The following is an 18,096-nucleotide window of genomic DNA, read 5'->3' as shown; positions in this document are numbered from 1 at the left end:
CTAGTGGTGACTTGCTGTTGTCCTCATTTTAAGAACATGCAGAATGTGCCCATTGCGATTGTTTGAGGAGTTTTACCATGAGTTTATTTAGTATGCCGTTTGTTGACTCAGGCGTTGATACCGCCCTTCACGGATTAGCATTAGTTGTTTTAGTGGTTACGGTCGCGGCGGCAGGAATAGGTTTCTGGCGAATTCATGAATTGCCGATCAATAAAGCGCATAAAGAAAAGCATCAACAGATAGGCTTGATTACTGCGCTCACCTGGATTGGTTTTGTCTGGCATTGGGTGTGGGTTTTAGCTGTGCTGGTGGCTTTTGTTGATAGCGGTAAAGCGTTGAGAAGAATACGAGATATCTGGCGTGAGAGCGAACCAGAACCCCTAACACCAAAACCTCTAGCACCAGAAGCTCAACAGTCAGCATCACATCAGTTAGAGCCAGCACCGCAGCAAGCTGCCACGATAAGTAAAGGAGCGTTATTATGATTGAAGGTTTAGCTATTTGGGCGCTACTGATTTACATACTTAGAATGGTGGGAATGCCTTGGAATAAAGGCACTAAAGCCTTTGCATACCTGGGGGGCACCGGTTGGTTAATGTTTGTATGGGTGGGGTTACTTAATTACGCACCGATGGATTTATCTGGTGGTTCGATAGTGCAATCTCCACATATTCAACTGCGCCCAGCATCGACTCAGATTAAAGGCAATGTAAAAGGGATTTATGTTGAGCCTAATGAAAAGGTGGTTGCTGGTCAGCTTATTTATGAAATTGATGATGAGCCATATCAAATTGCGTTGAATAAAGCCCAAGTACAACAGCAAACTGCTGAAGTCGCCTTATCGCTATCAAGAGAAGATATTTTAATTGCCAACAAAGAGCTGCAAGTTGCAGAGTCTGATGTATCGATAACTAAAAATCAGTTACATGCATCAAAGAAAGATTTGGTTTGGAAACAAACGACCTTAGCGCGTTATGTTGAGCAAAACAGTAAAGTTGCTGACACCATAACTCAAAGCCAGTTAGATGAGCAGCAAACCGCAGTTGATTTGGCGCAATCACAAGTTGATGCTTACACCACGAAAATTTCTAAAGCGGGTACAGAAGTCCATAAGGCACAACTTAATATTCAAAAGGCGCATTTAACGGTTGATAGTCGCCAATCAGACTTGAACAGTGAAATTGAATCGGTTGCGCAAGCGCAATGGAACTTAGATAACACCAAGGTTTATGCGCCTGCGAATGGTTATTTAACTAACTTTATAATGCGTGAAGGCCAATATGTTGGAGTGGCACCGCGAATTCAGATGTACACCGATGAAAAATACGTACTGATGCGTGTTAATCATCAAGCGATCCGTAATGTAAAAGTCGGGCAAATGTCTGAGTTCTCATCTGCGGTGTATCCAGGAAAAGTATTTAATGCCCACGTTGAAGGCATTATTGAAGCGACGGGTGAAGCACAAGGTAGTTTGTTGGCGCGTGATGATAATGTTAGACAAACCACGGGGCAAAATTTAAATAACAAACACCACTTTGTCAGGTTGAAACTGGATGAAACTGAAGGTTATGATATTCCTGTGGGCTCAGTAGGCTTAGCGTGGATATCAGCGGCTAAACCGGTGGAGTTTCTGTCCTTCCTCGATATCATTAGAGGCATTATTATTCGCATGAAATCGCAAATTTACTACTTGTGGTCCATATAAAGAAATCAGATGAATTAACTGGTCATTTTTTTTAATTATCTGATTTAAATATCAAATGCCCTCAAATGAGGGCATTTTTGTTGCTGAGAACAGCCTAAATATCAACCTCGACATTAGTGCTAAAAAGGGCTTAACTATAAGTAGGTTGGCAATTAGACAAATTAATTCTCCCATAAGATGCCAAGGATGATTTATATGAAGGTTTCAAACTATAAGCAGGGGCAGCCTTGCTGGATCGAACTAGCCACACATGATTGGTACTCAGCTAAAATATTTTATCAAAAATTATTTCAATGGCAGGCTGATGATATGCCCATGCCTGAAGGTCATTACACCATGCTGCAGCTAGAAGGTGATGATATTGCTGCCATGTATCAAATGCCACAAGAAATGCTAAAACTGCCCACACATTGGGAGTTATATTTTGCTGTGGATGATGTGGATGAAACGGTAAAAGTGATTAAACATGCGGGTGGTGAAATCGTTGCTGGACCTCATTCAGTGGGTGATTCAGGTAAAATGGCCGTATGCCACGACCCTGAAGGGGCACGCTTTTCTATTTGGCAAGCCTTCGACCATGTGGGGATTAAGCGTTCATTTGAACCCAATACCCTGTGCTGGGTGGAGTATATGTGCCGTGATAGCGTCTTAGCTAAGAGCTTTTATCGTCAAGTGCTTAGTTTTGATACGAGTACGGTAGACATGTCTGAGATGGGGATTGGTGATTACGTGCAGTGGCTGGTAAATAAGCAACCCGTTGGCGGTATGATGGAAATGACACCTGAGTGGAAAGATACCCCACCACATTGGATGCTATATTTTAGCGTCGAAGATTGTGATGCAATGGCCAAAAAAGCCGAAGAGTTAGGGGGGCGTATTTGTGTTCCTCCAACGGATATTCCTGATGTAGGCCGTTTTGCCGTCATTGATGACCCACAAGGCGGCACCTTTTCAGTGATTAAATTGACCAAGGTATTTTAAGCGTTAATATAAGTGTAAATAGTGAATAAGCAAGGATGAGGAATGACTGTAACAAAGGACGAGAAACTGGCCGTGATTCAAAAGAAAATGACCATGGTGGCAATAATTGATTTTCCAGGCACTTTATTAGTGGCTGCTGGTTTATACGGTTTAGTTGCAGGTTTTGATACTGCTGCTTATCCTATGTTAGCGAATTCAATACTGCTGTTCGCTATGGTCGGAGTCGGTGGTTGTATTATGGCTTGGGGTATTTTTAGGATGATGCAATTGGCACGAGAAAAGCAAACCGTGCTTAGTGAGCCAAGCTAACAAACTCTGATTGAGATTATGACTTTATAAATAAAAAAGGCGCCGTAAGCGCCTTTTTTATTATTGATGAATAACCTTTTAAATCTACTTGCTGAGTTTACGGCCATAAATCAGTAAATAGATTGCAGGGATGACAAACAGTGATAGCAAAGGCGCGGTGACCATACCGCCAACCATAGGTGCGGCAATTTTTTGCATCACTTCGTTCCCCGTTCCCGTACCCCACATTATCGGCAGTAAGCCAAAAAATATGGTCGCAACCGTCATCGCTTTGGGTCGAATACGCATAACAGCACCTTCAATCAATGCCTGACGTAAATCATCTTTACTATTGAGAGTGTCATTGCGTTTTCGGTCTCTAATACTGTTGTTTAGATACACCTGCATGACTACGCCAAATTCAGCCGCGACCCCCGCAAGGGCTATCATGCCGACTGATACAGCAACCGAAAAGTTGAAGTTCAGTAGATATAAAAACCATGCGCTGCCCACTAAGGCAAATGGCAAGCTCAGCATAATCACCGAAGCTTGGGCAAATGAGTTAAAGGTCAGCATCAGTAATATGAAAATAACTGCAATCATTAATGGAATAACTAACGTCATTTTAGCTTCAACACGTTGCATATATTCATATTGCCCGGCAAAGCTATAACTATAACGTGCTGGCAGCGTAATTTGTTGGTCTAAGGCTATTTGCGCTTTCTTAATATATTCGCCAATAGAAATATCTTTAATATCAACAAATACCCATGAAATTAAGCGGCCATTTTCACTGGCAAGCATTGGAGGTCCATCGCTGATGGTGATGTCTGCTAAAACGCTTAATGGCAGATATTTACCTGTTTTGGTTAATACTGGTAAATCCCTGATTTTTTCGATGCTGTCACGTAACTCTCGTGGGTAACGAATGTTAATTGGGTATCGTTCTTGGCCTTGAACTGACTCGCCAACTTTCATACCGCCTATGGCGATTTGCACCACATCTTGGATGTCACTTAGGGTCATACCATATCGAGCTGCATTTTTTAGTTTCGGCTCAATATCGATATAACGTCCACCACTACTTCGCTGCGCAAATGCTGATGTTGTGCCTGGTACTTGGCTCATCACCGCTTCTATTTCAGTGCCTATCTTTTCTAATTCGGCGACATCAGAACCTGATATTTTTATGCCGACAGGCGTTCTAACCCCTGTTGATAGCATATCGATACGGGTTTTTATCGGCTGCACCCACGCGTTAGTCATACCGGGCACTTTTACCGTTTTTTGCAGCTCTGCAATGATAGATTCTAAGGTCACGCCTTCACGCCATTCATCATGTGGTTTAAGCATTATGGTGGTCTCAAGCATGGTTAAAGGTGCAGGGTCGGTAGCAGTCATCGCTCGTCCCACTTTACCAAATACTCTTTTGACCTCTGGCACTGTTTTAATCAATCTATCAGTTTGTTGTAAAATTTCAGCGGCTTTACCTGCACTAACACTAGGCAGGGTTGTGGGCATATAAAGTAAGTCACCTTCAGCGAGTTCTGGCATAAATTCAGAACCCATCTTTGTCATAGGATAGTAAGCACTCGCTAAAGTGATCAGTGCTAATACGATAGTGAATTTAGGAAACTTTAATACCAGTTTGAGTAATGGCTGGTATATGGCAATTAAAAATCGACTGATGGGGTTTTTGCGTTCATCTGGAATATTACCGCGGACAAAATAGCCCATTAAAACTGGAATCAAGGTGATGGCGAGTATTGCTGAAGACGCCATTGCAAAGGTTTTAGTATACGCCAGTGGATGGAATAAGCGGCCTTCTTGGGCTTCCAGTGCGAACACGGGAATAAAGCTTAAGGTGATGATCAACAAACTAAAGAATAGCGCTGGTCCCACTTCAACAGAGGCCTCTTTGATTAATTGCCAATGAGCTTCACCTTCGGGTGGTTTACCGTGTTCTTCCCGATATCGTTCTAAATGCTTGTGGGCATTTTCTACCATGACAATGGCCGCATCGACAACGGCTCCTATGGCAATGGCAATCCCCCCTAAGCTCATGATATTGGCATTAACGCCCATAAAATGCATGATGATAAAGCTGCTTAATATCGACAATGGCAAGGTGATTATGGCAACTAGCGTTGAGCGTGCATGTAATAGAAATAGTAAGCAGACTAAGCCTACCACCAACATTTCTTCCATTACTTTGTGCATCAGGTTATCCACAGAATTGAGGATAAGTTCTGAGCGATCGTAAGTGATAACTAACTCGACACCTTCAGGTAAACCGCTTTCAATTTGCTTAATTTTCTGTTTTACATTGTTAATGGTTTCAAGGGCATTTTCGCCATAGCGCATCACCACAATACCGCCGACGACTTCACCTTTGCCATCAAGTTCTGCAATACCACGGCGGGCAGCTGGGCCTGTTCGCAGCTGCGCCACATCTTTCATCAATACTGGTGTGCCAGTATCAGATAACACCCCTAAAGGAATTTCGGCAAAATCTTCAATATTTTGTCTATAACCTGATGAGGTAATCATGTATTCAGCTTCGGCCATTTCGATAACCGAGCCACCTACAGAGCTATTAGAGCTTGCCAGTGCATTTTTTACGGTCATTAAATCGATTTGATATAAGGCGAGTTTATGTGGGTCGACCACGATTTGATAAGACTGCTCCATGCCGCCAATAGTGGCAATTTCAGACACACCTTCAACACTTTGTAACTCCAGTTTTAAGAACCAGTCTTGCAGTGAACGTAGCTGGGCTAAATCGTGATTACCTTGTCTATCGACCAAGGCATATTGGAATACCCAACCTACGCCAGAAGCATCTGGCCCCAATGTTGGGGTTACGCCCTCAGGTAGCTGGTCTTGGGTTTGTGATAAATACTCTAATACTCGAGAGCGAGCCCAGTAGATATCAGTATTATCTTCGAAAATGATATAGACGAATGAGTCGCCAAACATTGAAAATCCACGCACTGTTTTAGCACCGGGTACTGCCAGCATTGCCGTGGATAGCGGGTAAGTAATTTGGTCTTCGACTAATTGTGGTGCTTGGCCTGGGTACGAAGTTTTAACGATCACTTGTACATCAGATAAGTCCGGTAGGGCATCCAATGGGGTGGTACGCATGGCTTGATAACCGACTACAGCGATGATTAAGGTGAGTAATAACACCATCGCACGTTGTTTTATCGAAGCACTGATTATTTTCTCTAGCATGAGAGTGCTCCTAGTGGTTATGGGCTGCAGGCGCTTTATCTGCGCCGCTTAAACGTAATAAGCTACCTTGAATGCTAGCTTCTGAATCAAGCAAAAACTGCCCTGAAACCACCACATGATCGCCTTCATTTATGCCTTCAATGATCTCTGCTTTTCCCTGCGCAATGATGCCGACTTTTACAGGTACCGAAGTAAATCCGGTATCGTGACGCTGAACTACCACCCGATTTTCGCGGCCGGTTAATATCAATGCTTCTGTGGGAATAGTAATAATGTTGCGCTTAGGGCCGCCAAATAAAGATACATCCACTAAGGTACCTGGTCGTAAGCTTTCATTTGGATTATCTAATTTTATTCTGACTCGCATGGCGCGAGTGACAGGATCAAGTTCTGGGTAGATATAATCAATATCTGATTCTAATGAAAATAGCCCTTGAGCCGATGCTGTAACCTCAGCTGATCGGCCTTTTTCTAGCCAGCTTTGTTCATTTTCAAATACATCTGCGATGACCCAAACGGTAGATAAGTCGACTAACTCAATTAAAGTATTGCCTGGTTGAATATACATGCCGTCACGGATATCCATTTGGCTAACAAAGCCATCTTGCGGGGCATAAAAAGGTACCCGATAAATAGTTTCACCCGTAGTTTCTAATTGTTTAATAATCTTTGAAGATATACCTAAGAGCTCTAAACGTTGACGGGCTTTACGCTCTAGTATGCTGCCGCGTTGATTATCTTGCTTTAAATAATCAATTGCTTGCATGTAATCATCTTGAGCGTTAATGAGTTCTGGTGAATAAAGTTCATACATTAACTGACCTTTTTTGATTTTTTGGCCAACATTATTGATATGCAATTTTTCAACCCAACCGGTTATGCGGGTATGCACATGAGTAATACTATCTTCGTTATACTCAACGGTGCCAATGGTGTTAACGAGGCGCCATAAGGTATCTTTTTCAACTTGTTGAGTTCTCATCCCTAAAGCTTGTTGCATGCCGCCTGATACACCAACGACGATTTCTTCAGCTGCGGCGCCTAAAGTGACTTTTTCTAAATTCATCCCACAAATAGGGCAAGTTCCTTGAGTGTCAGACACGATATGCGGGTGCATTGGGCAAACAAACTTAATGGTTGGTTCAGCATCTGTAGGTAATAAGCTCGGCTTAACAGTATTAAATACTTTATCTGCTGCGCTGTTTGTTGAGCTATTTTCAACACTAATCTCAGAGACCGGCATTGCCATGTTTGTGGATGTTTGGGTATGGCCATGTTGGCTGTGGTCAGCTTCTTCCTCTTCTTCTTTTGCCACTAGAAACATATTGCATTTAGGGCAGGTATCACCTGATTTATGGCTGGTTACTTCAGGGTGCATTGGGCAGATATAGGTTTTTTGTACCTGTGATATTGGCATCGGGTCTGTTTTTACTTCTTCTAAAAACATATTGCATTTAGGACAAGTATCGCCTGATTTATGGCTAGTGACTTCAGGATGCATTGGGCAGATATAGATCTTCTGAGCATGTTCATTTGAACTGTGACCAGCTTCCTCTTCTTCCTCTTCCTCTTCTTCATTTGCCACTAGAAGCATATTGCATTTAGGACAAGTATCACCTGATTTATGGCTGGTGACTTCAGGGTGCATTGGGCAGATATAGGTCGTTTCGGCGCTATGGTCTATGGCAGCCTCAGGGCTAACTTCTTCTAAGAACATATTGCACTTGGGGCAAGTATCACCCGATTTATGGCTTATGACTTCAGGATGCATTGGGCATGAATAGGTGATTTTGTTTGCATCATGTTGATGCTCATTAGTTGCGTGAGCATTTATATGAGTGTGCGCTGTGGCGGTTTGTTGTGCGGCAACGGGATAACTAAATAGCCCAGTAACAAAACCCACAAAGGTAATGAATAAAATAGCGTGTTTCATAAAAACCTCGAAGTACGGCAGGCGAATAGCTTAACCGTGCAAAACTTAAAAATACTAATAAATATAGATGTCTAGATATAACACTGATAGTACATATTACAGAGCTGTAGCTATGAAGTGTCTAGTCAATGATCTAGCTAATCGGAGGTCGAAAGGCTGGGAGGGTTTTATGATAAAAGAAATGGGGCAGTGAGGTTGCATCAGCTTTGCTATTGACCGCTTTTGCCAACACTATGTCAAATGAGAGTAAATGTCCTGTCATCGAGATTGTCATGCAATGACCACAATCAATGGCGCAGCCAGCTTGACCATCACAACAGCTTTTTGAAGTGCTTTTTGACTTAAGCATCGCGTCATCATCGCAACAATGGCTGGTTTTTTGTGGCATTTTACCTGACATCGATGAGTGACAATCCATGGCGTTGGTATCTTGTTTTACGGTAGACGATGGCATTAGTTGCTGGTGGTCAGACGTTGATATTTTACCCATTGAATCTACCGTGACGGAATCAGTCGCTGAGTGTGTCATAGGGTTGGCGACCATAGCATAACCATTAGTTATCAACCCTTGGCCTAAAATGGCAAACAAGGTGATAAAAACGATGATTTGATGCGATAGTTTAGCGCTCATTTTTCCCACTGAATTGATAATTAGTCATCACGGATTGTTAATCTATTGATTTAAAATTGATTATATCGATTAAATCAGAAAATTAACGTATTAATCTTAATAATATAACGTTTATTAATTTTTACAGCAATGCGCTAGTGCACAAAGTAACTCACGGCAATTCCAATATTGTATATTAGCAGTTAATACAATGGATGCTTGTATTGTACACATTAATGCAAATGTACGAAGTTTGTCATTTTTGTATTGATAACTTTGCCATAAGGTCGGCTATGTATTAGGTTTAAAAGCACCATAAAGGTTCGAGTCGGTTTGCAATATATAGATCTTGATCTCATTTTAAGCATATATTGACAACTTATTAATTAAAACATGCCTTTAATTCGTTTTTTTATGGGAAAAACAACCTAGAATAGATTTACTATTTTTAGAACTTAAAATTTATATTTTCGAGTTTAAAAATTATAAATTATAAAACTGTTAACTGGAGATGACGATGAACTGGCGTGCACTATTCAAACCGAGCGCAAAATATTCAATTATCGCACTAATCATAGTGGGTGTTGTTATGGGTGTAGTGGGCTATTTCGCCACTCAACAAACTTTACATGCAACAAGTTCAGATGAATTTTGTATGAGTTGTCATAGTAATCACTCACTTAAAGATGAAGTGTTAGCTTCTGCACATGGCGGCGGTCGCGCTGGTGTTACTGTGCAATGTCAAGATTGTCACCTTCCACATGGCCCAGTTGATTACTTGGTGAAGAAGATTATCGTATCTAAAGATTTATACGGTTTCGTCACAATCAAAGATTTCAATACTCAAGCTTGGTTAGATGAAAATCGTAAAGAGCAAGCTGATATCGCGCTGAAATATTTCCAAGCTAATGACTCTGCTAACTGTCAGCATTGTCACACTCGTATCTACGATAATCAGCCTGAAACAATGAAGAAAATGGCTAAACGCATGCATGAACGCAATGCTAAGCAAGAAGGCGACAAGAGAAAGACTTGTGTAGATTGTCATAAAGGTGTTGCTCACCCTTACCCTAAAAAGTAAGTTGATGATTATTAATCGGGAGTGATGATCCTGATTAATTAAAAAAACCTCGCTTAGGCGAGGTTTTTTTATGTCTGTAATGTTTATTACGGTAACTCTTTAGCTGTTGTTTTTATCCAGTTCGAGTACTTTCTGTCTATATTCAAGTAAACCGAAAACACCAAAAAAATACACCTTGAGGTAATCAAGAGCAGATAATTTTAAGAGGCTGCTAAACATGGTATTAAATATCAATAATTGGAAGCAATGCATTACAGCAGTGATAAATAATAAGATATTTAAAATTATGCTGACTTGGCCTTCAAGCGGCATGAATAAATTGTAAAACATCACTAGCCAAGTGATTAAGGTAAAGCTTTTACCGATGACGATAAAATATTTCATGGTTTTCCTCTGAGAGTTTTTGCTGGTTTAGCTAAGCGGTTATCAATCTATTTGATATTGAAATAATCGGTAAGACACTTGGCCGGCACTTTTTTGCTTGAGTTCGACCCAATCTGCAGGGATCTCAAGATCTGTTATATCCGACTCTGTTTCTAAATATATTAATGCATTTTCGTTTAGCCAGTTTTTCTCTGCTAATAGCGCCAATGTTGGATTCGCTAAGCCTTTTCGAAAAGGCGGATCGACAAATACAATATCAAAGCCTTTCTCTTTAGTGCTATCTAGCCCTTGTTTCAACGTGACGAGACTATCGCCATTAATCACATCTGCATTGTCACATTTGAGCGTCACAAGGTTCTGTTTAAGCTGCTTTGCTGCATTACTCTGTAATTCACAGATCCTTGCATAGCTTGCGTAACGGGATAATGCTTCAAGGCTAAGTGCACCACTGCCAGCGAAACAATCAAGTACTCTTGCACCACTAATATCGCTAGAAAGCCAATTAAACAAGGTTTCACGGACACGATCTGTGGTGGGTCTTAGGCCTTCAAGATCATGAATCGGTAACTTTCGTGAACGCCATTGCCCTGAAATGATCCTGACCTGGCCGCTAGCGGACTTATTTTTGGACATTTTGCCCTCGTGATTTTGCCTGAACAAAGAAAGTGGTAGACTATGCAACCAATTAGATACTCGATATTTTATACCAAACTGCTGTTTAAAGGTGAGCATTCCTTTTAACAAGTTTAGTATTGAATGTTTGAGATAACTTCTCCGAATTTTATAGCTCATTAAGCACTGGTAGTAGACATGGCAAAGAAAGGTTTTTTTTCGTGGTTTCGTAAAGACAAAACCAAAGAGCAAGAGCAAGTTACAACCGACAATGCGCAGCGACAGGCTGATGCCAATCAACCCGATGAGCAACTTGAGCAGCAACAAGCTGCCGAGGCTTTAGCATTAGAACAAGCCAATACTGTCAAAGAAGCTGAGGCATTAGCAGAGCAAGAACGTGTCGCTGCAGAATTGGCAGAGCAAGAACGTGTTGCTGCAGAATTAGCAGAACAAGAACGTGTCGCTGCAGAATTAGCAGAACAAGAACGTGTTGCTGCAGAATTGGCAGAGCAAGAACGCGCTGCTGCGGAATTAGCAGAGCAACAACGTGTCGCTGCGGAATTGGCAGAGCAAGAACGTGTTGCTTCGGAATTGGCAGAGCAACAACGTGTCGCTGCAGAATTAGCAGAACAAGAATGCGCAGCTGAAGAATTAGCTGAGCAAGCTCAATTAGAAAAAGAGTCAGAGCAAGAACAGGTTCAAATTGATGAACCTCAAGCTAAACCCGTAAAAGAAGGTTTATTTGCTCGCTTAAAGCGTGGATTGGTTCGTACCAGTGAAAACATTGGTAGCGGATTTATGGGTATCTTCCGCGGTAAGAAAATTGATGATGACTTATTCGAAGAGTTGGAAGAACAGTTATTGATTGCCGATGTGGGCGTTGAAACGACCACTCGACTTATTGAAAGCTTAACTGCACAAGCATCACGCAGACAGCTAAAAGATGCAGAAGCACTTTATGATTTATTACGTGATGAGATGCAAAAAATTCTCGACCCTGTGGCAATCCCACTTGTTCCAGAAAATGCTGACGGCCCTTTTGTTATTCTAATGGTAGGTGTTAATGGTGTGGGTAAAACGACCACCATTGGTAAATTAGCAAAACAGTATGAAGAACAAGGTAAATCTGTCATGTTAGCAGCTGGTGACACATTCCGTGCAGCAGCGGTTGAACAGTTACAGGTTTGGGGCCAACGTAATAATATCCCTGTGATTGCTCAGCATACGGGTGCCGATAGTGCATCAGTATTATTTGATGCATTACAAGCTGCCAAAGCGCGTAATGTTGATGTATTGATTGCAGATACCGCAGGTCGTTTACAGAATAAGAGTCACTTGATGGAAGAACTGAAAAAAGTTGTTCGCGTCATGAAAAAATTAGACCCTAATACACCACATGAAGTCATGCTAACGCTAGATGCTAGTACAGGGCAAAATGCGATTAGCCAAGCGCAATTATTCCAAGAAGCTGTTGGCGTAACAGGTATTACTATCAGTAAGTTAGATGGTACTGCTAAAGGTGGTGTAATTTTCGCTATTGCAGATAAGTTTAATATTCCCATTCGTCACATAGGTGTCGGTGAGCAAATAGATGACTTACGCACCTTTAATTCTAGCGATTTTATTGAAGCATTATTTAGTCAGGAAAAGGCAGAATAGTCATTTATGATCCAGTTTGAGCAAGTCAGTAAAATTTATCCGGGTGGCCAAAAAGCACTCTCTGAAGTTAATTTTCACCTGCAACAAGGGGAAATGGCCTTTTTAACCGGACATTCTGGCGCAGGTAAAAGTACCTTGCTCAAATTGATCACCGTTATCGAAAGAGCCAGTGCCGGTAAAGTGTCGATTAATGGTCATGATATTGCCAAATTAGGCAAGAAACATGTGCCATATCTACGTCGTAATATCGGCATGATTTTCCAGAATCATCATCTACTGATGGATAAGAGCGTATTTGATAATATTGCGCTGCCATTAGTGATTGAAGGTTTTTCTCACGGTGAAATTCGTAAACGCGTTGCAGGTGCATTAGACATGGTGGGTTTATATGGCAAAGAACGTCATTTGCCAATCATGTTATCTGGTGGTGAGCAGCAACGAGTCGGTATAGCCCGCGCGATTGTGAATAAACCGCCGCTATTACTTGCCGACGAACCAACGGGTAACTTAGATCCTAAGTTATCGATGGATATCCTCAGATTATTCGAAACCTTCCATGACTCTGGTACTAGCGTACTCATCGCAACCCATGATTTGGGACTCATTGCACGGATGAAGTACCGCACCTTGACCTTGCGCCACGGAAAAATGCTTGGCAGTGAAGAGCTTTATTCTGCTACCACTGAAGGACAAGCATAATGACCAAAAAAGTTAAAATTACCGCAAGTAAACTGCCTTTTACTGGTCGCGTGGTGATGTTCTTTGTGCGCCATATTCAACAAGCTATGGCCAGTATTGGTGAGCTTTGGCGTAACCCTGTTTCTTCTGTCATGACCATGGCAGTACTTGGGGTGAGCTTGAGTTTGCCAGCTGCTTTACAAGTACTCGTTAAAAATGCTGAAAATATTACCCAATCCTGGAATAACGCGGCAGAGATTTCGCTGTTCATTAATGAAGGGCGTAGCGAGCAATCGATTCAAAGTTTAATGACCCGTATAAAAGTTTATGCCGAAGTGGATGTTGTTCATTATATAAGTCGTGAGCAAGCGCTAGAAGAATTCCAACGTTTATCAGGTTTTGGTGAAGCATTATCTTATCTTGATAGTAACCCTTTACCTGCAGTGGTAGTGGTTACACCTCTGGCTCGCCACTCAAGCCCTGAAGGTGCGAGACAACTATTAGTTAAGCTTGAACGTGAACCCGAAGTGAGTTTTGGCCGTTTAGATATTGAATGGCTTGAACGTCTACAAGCTATGGTGAAACTCATTGAGCGTACTGTACTCGCTATTGCTGCATTACTGGTATTAGCTGTGGTGTTAGTGATTGGCAATACTATTCGCTTAGCGATTATGAATCGCCGCACCGAAATTGAAGTGATGAAGCTAGTTGGCGCGACAGAATCCTTTATTCAAAGGCCGTTTCTTTATACCGGTATTTGGTATGGCGTTATTGGTGGTGTACTGGCCTGGGTAATTATTAACTTGTTGGTGTGGTATCTCGACTCTGCACTGGGTGAGTTATTAGGGTTATATGGCAGTCAATTACAGATTCAATCATTGAGTTTTGCTGAGCTAATTAAGCTAGTATTATTAGCCTCATTTTTAGGCTGGCTAGGTTCATACTTATCGGTAAGGCAACATTTACGTTCAATTGAACCTTCTTAGGTATTTCAACGTACAATTTTCTGTAGATAAATTTATGCTGACTAGATGGGTAGTTGGAAAAATGAACTTTTGTTCACTTGCAATCAAGGCCTTTTAAGCCGAGTATAATTAAGTACATAAATTGTGCACCCACTAATACTGAACGTCTGTTGACATATGTTGTCATATCGTAGATAGTTCACGAACCTTTGCTAAAAAACAGCAAAGGATTTAGTCAAAGACTTGTTTTAATCGTTGTTAAAGTAGGAGCGCCAATGGCCTTTCAATCGCAATCTATGTCACTTACTGTCCCTAGAGGTAGTAGCAGCTTAGAAGCTTATATGCAGTCAGTCACAGGCATCGATATGCTTGGGGTCGATGAAGAGCAGGAGCTAGCCAAGCGTTTGCAAGAAACTGGTGACCTACAAGCAGCGAAGAAACTGATTATGTCGCACTTGCGCTTTGTTGTGCATGTGGCCAAAGGTTATTCTGGATATGGTTTGCCACAAGCGGATCTGATTCAAGAAGGCAACATTGGCTTGATGAAAGCGGTAAAACGTTTTGATCCGAATGTTGGTGTACGCCTAGTGTCTTTTGCTGTGCATTGGATTAAAGCTGAAATTCATGAGTACGTGCTTAAAAACTGGCGTATCGTGAAAGTGGCCACCACCAAAGCGCAACGTAAATTGTTCTTCAATATTCGTAAAACTAAAAAGCGTTTAGGCTGGTTTAGCGATGAAGAAGTCGGCATGGTGGCTGAAAATTTAGGGGTGACGAAAAAAGACGTCATGGAAATGGAGTCGCGCATGGCGGCCCAAGATCCAGCATTTGATTTAACAAACGATAATGATGATGACGGTGCTGATTTTGCCCCGGTTCATTTTTTAGAAGATCACTCTTCTGATGTTGCCGTTGAAGTTGAAAACCAAAATTGGGAGTCTGACTCTCAAGCCCGTTTATTCTCGGCGATTAAAACCCTTGATGAACGTAGCCAACATATCCTAAGAGCCCGTTGGTTGGATGACGACAAGACAACATTACAAGAACTTGCGACTACTTACCAAGTGTCTGCAGAACGTATTAGACAGCTTGAAAAGAATGCCATGACCAAGCTTAAGTCTTGTATGGACATCTAATAAGTTCAGATTGATCCGTTTCAATCTCGCTAACGATTAAAACCTGCTAATGCAGGTTTTTTTGTGCTTAAAATTTATGAAATATAAAGTTCGTAGAGTTGAATAAGTTTTTGGTGAATATAACGCGAATATAAATAGAGCCATCCAATAAAATAATCAGTCGAGATTATATTGAGCCTTAATGGCGGCAATAATCTGTTTTCTAGGGGTTTTTAAACTGGCAGATTCAATATTATCTGGCCAAGCATAATAGTGACGAGGTCGCTTGAATCGCGCAATATTGGTGGTTATTGTGGTTTCTATCTCAGTAATAGTTTCTACTGATAAGCCAGAGCCAGAGCCAGAGCCAGAGCCAGTTGTGTTGAATTGAATTATCGCGGCAGGTAATAAACTGAATTTTGCATCATGCTGCGGGAATACAATGGCTTGAGCAATATCAGGATGTGCTCTAAGTGCCGCTTCAATTTCTTCTGGGTGAATATTCTCACCACCACAAATAAACATATTATCCACACGGCCTAACAAATGCAGATTACCCTGCGGATCTAATCGGCCTTGATCCTGAGTGCAAAACCAGCCGTCGTTATCCAGTGTTTTTTCAAGTTTTAATGATGTTGACTCATCAGATAAATAGCCTAAAAACAGACAAGGTCCTTTGACCCAAATAACCCCGTCGATTAGCTTTAATTGTCTTTGAGGCAGCGCAGTTCCTAGATGGTGCTGAGTATTAATCGCTGCCGTGGTGATTTGCGAACTCATTTCAGACATACCGTAGCTGCAAAATGCATTGATATTGAGTTTCTCGAGCGAACTAACTAAGTCAGCATCAATCGCGCCGCCGCCCAACAATAAGGCTTTCACATGTTGCAGCGCATCTGGATCCTCATTAAGAATTTGGCTTAATTGCGCGGAGACTAATGATAGATGGCTTATGGGCGTTTGCGTTAATTGTTCAGTCAGCGGTTTACTTGAACTCATGATTAATGTCGCCGCCGCAATAGCGCAACGATTCACAATAGCTAAACCACCAATATGAAATAGAGGCAAAGAAAGTAACCAGCTATCACCTTCATTTAAAACAATATTAACCGCAGAGCCTTTCGCACTAGCAATATGATTGCTAAGGCTATGTACAACGCCTTTAGGCGTTCCAGTTGAGCCAGAGGTGAGGATAACGTTAACTGCGGCTCTAACGTCTACAGGGCTCGCTCTAAGGGGGGCTTGGTTATTGTTCTGAGTGTTCACATTTACGGTAAGTTTAGCTGCGCTAAGTTGCTGGGTTAAGGGTTGCTCCATTGCTGACGCAACTTGCTGATCTAACCAATAACTATTGATGTTAAAGCGCTGACATAATTGGCTCACTTGTATCGCAGGGAAACGAGGAGATATTGGGACAAATAATGTGCCTAAATCAATGCAAGCCCAATATAGGCAAATCATTTCTAGGTTGTTGTGACTGATACTAGCAATGCGGTGGCCTTTCACTACACCTTGAGCACTCAGTTGCTGCGCTAACAACAATATCATCTGACTAAGTTCAATATAGCTAATTTGAGATGTTCCAGCAGTACCATTAGGTAACACGATTGCCACTGCATCGGGGTGGTCAATGGCAGTTTGATGTAATGGCGAAATCATCTGAGTCATCTTAGTTTTTACCGTGATCTTCTATTTCAGTAGCTTGAGTTTGGGTCAGAATTTGAGTCTGATCTTGGTTCAGCTCTTGGGGCTGATCTTGAATTAAAGTCTCACTTTGTAGTAACTGACAAACCTGCATATTGAGCAGTCCTTGATTATCAATTAATGGCTCGGTAAAACTGCTTAAAGTATCTAATCCTGGAGTCTCATCTGGCGTCAACATATAGCTTAATTTGGCTAAATCATTAATCCCAAGATTTGCTTCTAAGCTTGAGCTTAAAATACAGCGAACACCATGACTGTTAGCTGTGGTTATTAATGCTTTTAGCTTCTTTATATCGCCGATAATAGTGGGCTTGATAACAAGCGCTGTTAGGCCATTGAGCATTTCAAATTGGTAGCTATTGTCGTTCAAGCTTTCATCCAGTGCGAAAGGTATTTTAAGGCTTTGATAAACCAACTGGCTGTCAGCAAGGGTTTTACATGGCTCTTCAATGTACTCAATTGATGCTTTTGGCACACAAGCTAAAAACTCAATGGCTTGCTCAGGTGTAAAGCCTTGGTTGGCATCTAAACGCAGCTTTAGCTTTGGGTTAACCTCTAGAATTTGGTGTATGTAAGTAATTTCTTGTTCAATGCTGGCCTGGGCGACTTTCACTTTTACTGAGTAGCTGCGTTTATCTAATTGGGCAATTTTTGCCTGTAGCATGTTCAGATCTGACTCTGGTTGATAATAGAAAAGGCCAATTTTGCTTTGCATTGACTGAGCATAATCATATTGAGGGTGATCAAAAGCGCCGTTAAGTTTCAATGCTAATAAACTTAAGCCAAAAGCAACCGAAGGCACTAGAGTTTCTGCAGCAATAACATCATCAATATGGTTAACTTTCTTTCCGACTAAACTTGGCAATATTGGGGTTAACTGATTGATTGCATCAGCAAGTGACTCATGACTAAAACCGGTTAACGCAGCACTTGTTATATCGGTACCAGATAGCGGAGATATCTCTACAAAAGCTTGCCTACCATTAGTTAGGCTTGCTGAAATTACCAGCCCGTGACGCTGATTAATTCGCTGACTAGCAACAGGCAGGTTTGGTGCTAAATCGATATGGTAGCGATAAAGCTCAAGTTGACTAATGAGTATGTCACTCATAAAAACCTCATTGTTATTCGTATCAGCGATTGG

General features: G+C 41.6%; 16 protein-coding genes. 9 read left to right on the top strand and 7 right to left on the bottom strand.

The genetic code is table 11. The annotated features are described in order from the left end of the window. Window positions 1–77 precede the first annotated feature (77 nt). From FPK91_RS12435 to FPK91_RS12420, 4 genes are all read left to right on the top strand, one after another. The gene (locus FPK91_RS12435) at window positions 78–485 is read left to right on the top strand and encodes an MFS transporter (protein WP_144211546.1); all 408 of its coding nucleotides are present in this window, start codon (window positions 78–80) and stop codon (window positions 483–485) included. Further along, complete coding sequence (locus FPK91_RS12430; protein ID WP_144211545.1) at window positions 482–1,705, top strand: HlyD family secretion protein; 1,224 nt, start codon at window positions 482–484, stop codon at window positions 1,703–1,705. Before FPK91_RS12435 ends, FPK91_RS12430 begins: the two co-directional genes overlap by 4 nt. Window positions 1,706–1,900: 195 nt before the next feature. Next, window positions 1,901–2,686 carry a VOC family protein gene (locus FPK91_RS12425; protein WP_144211544.1) on the top strand — a complete coding sequence of 262 codons (786 nt, stop codon included), beginning with the start codon at window positions 1,901–1,903 and terminating at the stop codon, window positions 2,684–2,686. Window positions 2,687–2,728: 42 nt separating this feature from the next. Then, on the top strand, window positions 2,729–2,995 hold the full coding sequence (locus tag FPK91_RS12420; protein WP_144211543.1) for a hypothetical protein: 267 nt from the start codon (window positions 2,729–2,731) through the stop codon (window positions 2,993–2,995). 84 nt (window positions 2,996–3,079) lie between these two features. Here the strand turns inward: FPK91_RS12420 and FPK91_RS12415 are convergent, their stop codons facing one another. The 3 genes from FPK91_RS12415 to FPK91_RS12405 form a co-directional block, all read right to left on the bottom strand. Next, the gene (locus FPK91_RS12415; RefSeq protein ID WP_144211542.1) at window positions 3,080–6,211 is read right to left on the bottom strand and encodes an efflux RND transporter permease subunit; all 3,132 of its coding nucleotides are present in this window, start codon (window positions 6,209–6,211) and stop codon (window positions 3,080–3,082) included. A 10-nt stretch (window positions 6,212–6,221) separates the two neighbouring features. Then, window positions 6,222–8,144, bottom strand: a complete 1,923-nt coding sequence (locus FPK91_RS12410; RefSeq protein ID WP_227006557.1) for an efflux RND transporter periplasmic adaptor subunit — start codon at window positions 8,142–8,144, stop codon at window positions 6,222–6,224. 133 nt (window positions 8,145–8,277) lie between these two features. Further along, window positions 8,278–8,775: a hypothetical protein gene (locus FPK91_RS12405; protein WP_144211541.1), complete on the bottom strand. Its 498-nt coding sequence runs from the start codon at window positions 8,773–8,775 to the stop codon at window positions 8,278–8,280. Between the two features lie 496 nt (window positions 8,776–9,271). On the opposite strand from FPK91_RS12405, the gene FPK91_RS12400 reads away from it, so the two are divergent. Then, window positions 9,272–9,835 (top strand): NapC/NirT family cytochrome c, encoded by a 564-nt coding sequence (locus FPK91_RS12400; RefSeq protein WP_144211540.1) that lies wholly within the window; start codon window positions 9,272–9,274, stop codon window positions 9,833–9,835. A gap of 99 nt (window positions 9,836–9,934) precedes the next feature. Here FPK91_RS12400 and FPK91_RS12395 read toward each other — a convergent pair whose 3' ends face one another. Next, complete coding sequence (locus FPK91_RS12395; RefSeq protein ID WP_144211539.1) at window positions 9,935–10,219, bottom strand: DUF1145 domain-containing protein; 285 nt, start codon at window positions 10,217–10,219, stop codon at window positions 9,935–9,937. Window positions 10,220–10,261: 42 nt separating this feature from the next. Beyond that, window positions 10,262–10,852, bottom strand: coding sequence for a 16S rRNA (guanine(966)-N(2))-methyltransferase RsmD (rsmD, locus tag FPK91_RS12390; RefSeq protein WP_144211538.1), 591 nt, complete (start codon window positions 10,850–10,852; stop codon window positions 10,262–10,264). 177 nt (window positions 10,853–11,029) lie between these two features. Between rsmD and ftsY the strand changes: the two genes are divergently transcribed. From ftsY to rpoH, 4 genes are all read left to right on the top strand, one after another. Then, on the top strand, window positions 11,030–12,490 hold the full coding sequence (ftsY, locus tag FPK91_RS12385; RefSeq protein ID WP_144211537.1) for a signal recognition particle-docking protein FtsY: 1,461 nt from the start codon (window positions 11,030–11,032) through the stop codon (window positions 12,488–12,490). A 6-nt stretch (window positions 12,491–12,496) separates the two neighbouring features. Then, window positions 12,497–13,189 carry a cell division ATP-binding protein FtsE gene (gene ftsE / locus FPK91_RS12380; protein ID WP_144211536.1) on the top strand — a complete coding sequence of 231 codons (693 nt, stop codon included), beginning with the start codon at window positions 12,497–12,499 and terminating at the stop codon, window positions 13,187–13,189. Next, window positions 13,189–14,154 (top strand): permease-like cell division protein FtsX, encoded by a 966-nt coding sequence (gene ftsX / locus FPK91_RS12375; protein ID WP_144211535.1) that lies wholly within the window; start codon window positions 13,189–13,191, stop codon window positions 14,152–14,154. The genes ftsE and ftsX overlap by 1 nt, the downstream gene beginning before the upstream one ends. Window positions 14,155–14,408: 254 nt before the next feature. Next, a complete protein-coding gene (gene rpoH / locus FPK91_RS12370; protein WP_144211534.1) occupies window positions 14,409–15,269 on the top strand; it encodes an RNA polymerase sigma factor RpoH in 861 nt (286 codons plus the stop codon). Window positions 15,270–15,425: 156 nt separating this feature from the next. Here rpoH and menE read toward each other — a convergent pair whose 3' ends face one another. Both menE and menC read right to left on the bottom strand, forming a co-directional pair. Further along, on the bottom strand, window positions 15,426–16,916 hold the full coding sequence (gene menE, locus FPK91_RS12365; protein WP_144211533.1) for an o-succinylbenzoate--CoA ligase: 1,491 nt from the start codon (window positions 16,914–16,916) through the stop codon (window positions 15,426–15,428). Between the two features lies 1 nt (window position 16,917). Continuing rightward, window positions 16,918–18,063 (bottom strand): o-succinylbenzoate synthase, encoded by a 1,146-nt coding sequence (menC, locus tag FPK91_RS12360; protein ID WP_144211532.1) that lies wholly within the window; start codon window positions 18,061–18,063, stop codon window positions 16,918–16,920. Between the last annotated feature and the right edge of the window lie 33 nt (window positions 18,064–18,096).

The sequence above is a fragment of the Shewanella donghaensis genome, assembly GCF_007567505.1.
In the GTDB taxonomy this organism is placed as follows: domain Bacteria; phylum Pseudomonadota; class Gammaproteobacteria; order Enterobacterales; family Shewanellaceae; genus Shewanella; species Shewanella donghaensis.
The sequence above is the reverse complement of the archived record's forward strand: the minus strand, read 5'-3'. Positions and strand labels throughout refer to the sequence as shown.

Bases quoted from the DNA above. Each gene is read 5' to 3' on its own strand.
- FPK91_RS12400 (WP_144211540.1), top strand. From the start codon at position 9,272: ATGAACTGGCGTGCACTATTCAAACCGAGCGCAAAATATTCAATTATC.
- FPK91_RS12410 (WP_227006557.1), bottom strand. From the start codon at position 8,144: ATGAAACACGCTATTTTATTCATTACCTTTGTGGGTTTTGTTACTGGG.
- ftsX (WP_144211535.1), top strand. From the start codon at position 13,189: ATGACCAAAAAAGTTAAAATTACCGCAAGTAAACTGCCTTTTACTGGT.
- FPK91_RS12415 (WP_144211542.1), bottom strand. From the start codon at position 6,211: ATGCTAGAGAAAATAATCAGTGCTTCGATAAAACAACGTGCGATGGTG.
- rsmD (WP_144211538.1), bottom strand. From the start codon at position 10,852: ATGTCCAAAAATAAGTCCGCTAGCGGCCAGGTCAGGATCATTTCAGGG.
- ftsY (WP_144211537.1), top strand. From the start codon at position 11,030: ATGGCAAAGAAAGGTTTTTTTTCGTGGTTTCGTAAAGACAAAACCAAA.
- FPK91_RS12420 (WP_144211543.1), top strand. From the start codon at position 2,729: ATGACTGTAACAAAGGACGAGAAACTGGCCGTGATTCAAAAGAAAATG.
- FPK91_RS12425 (WP_144211544.1), top strand. From the start codon at position 1,901: ATGAAGGTTTCAAACTATAAGCAGGGGCAGCCTTGCTGGATCGAACTA.
- FPK91_RS12435 (WP_144211546.1), top strand. From the start codon at position 78: ATGAGTTTATTTAGTATGCCGTTTGTTGACTCAGGCGTTGATACCGCC.
- ftsE (WP_144211536.1), top strand. From the start codon at position 12,497: ATGATCCAGTTTGAGCAAGTCAGTAAAATTTATCCGGGTGGCCAAAAA.
- rpoH (WP_144211534.1), top strand. From the start codon at position 14,409: ATGGCCTTTCAATCGCAATCTATGTCACTTACTGTCCCTAGAGGTAGT.
- menC (WP_144211532.1), bottom strand. From the start codon at position 18,063: ATGAGTGACATACTCATTAGTCAACTTGAGCTTTATCGCTACCATATC.
- FPK91_RS12405 (WP_144211541.1), bottom strand. From the start codon at position 8,775: ATGAGCGCTAAACTATCGCATCAAATCATCGTTTTTATCACCTTGTTT.
- FPK91_RS12430 (WP_144211545.1), top strand. From the start codon at position 482: ATGATTGAAGGTTTAGCTATTTGGGCGCTACTGATTTACATACTTAGA.
- FPK91_RS12395 (WP_144211539.1), bottom strand. From the start codon at position 10,219: ATGAAATATTTTATCGTCATCGGTAAAAGCTTTACCTTAATCACTTGG.
- menE (WP_144211533.1), bottom strand. From the start codon at position 16,916: ATGACTCAGATGATTTCGCCATTACATCAAACTGCCATTGACCACCCC.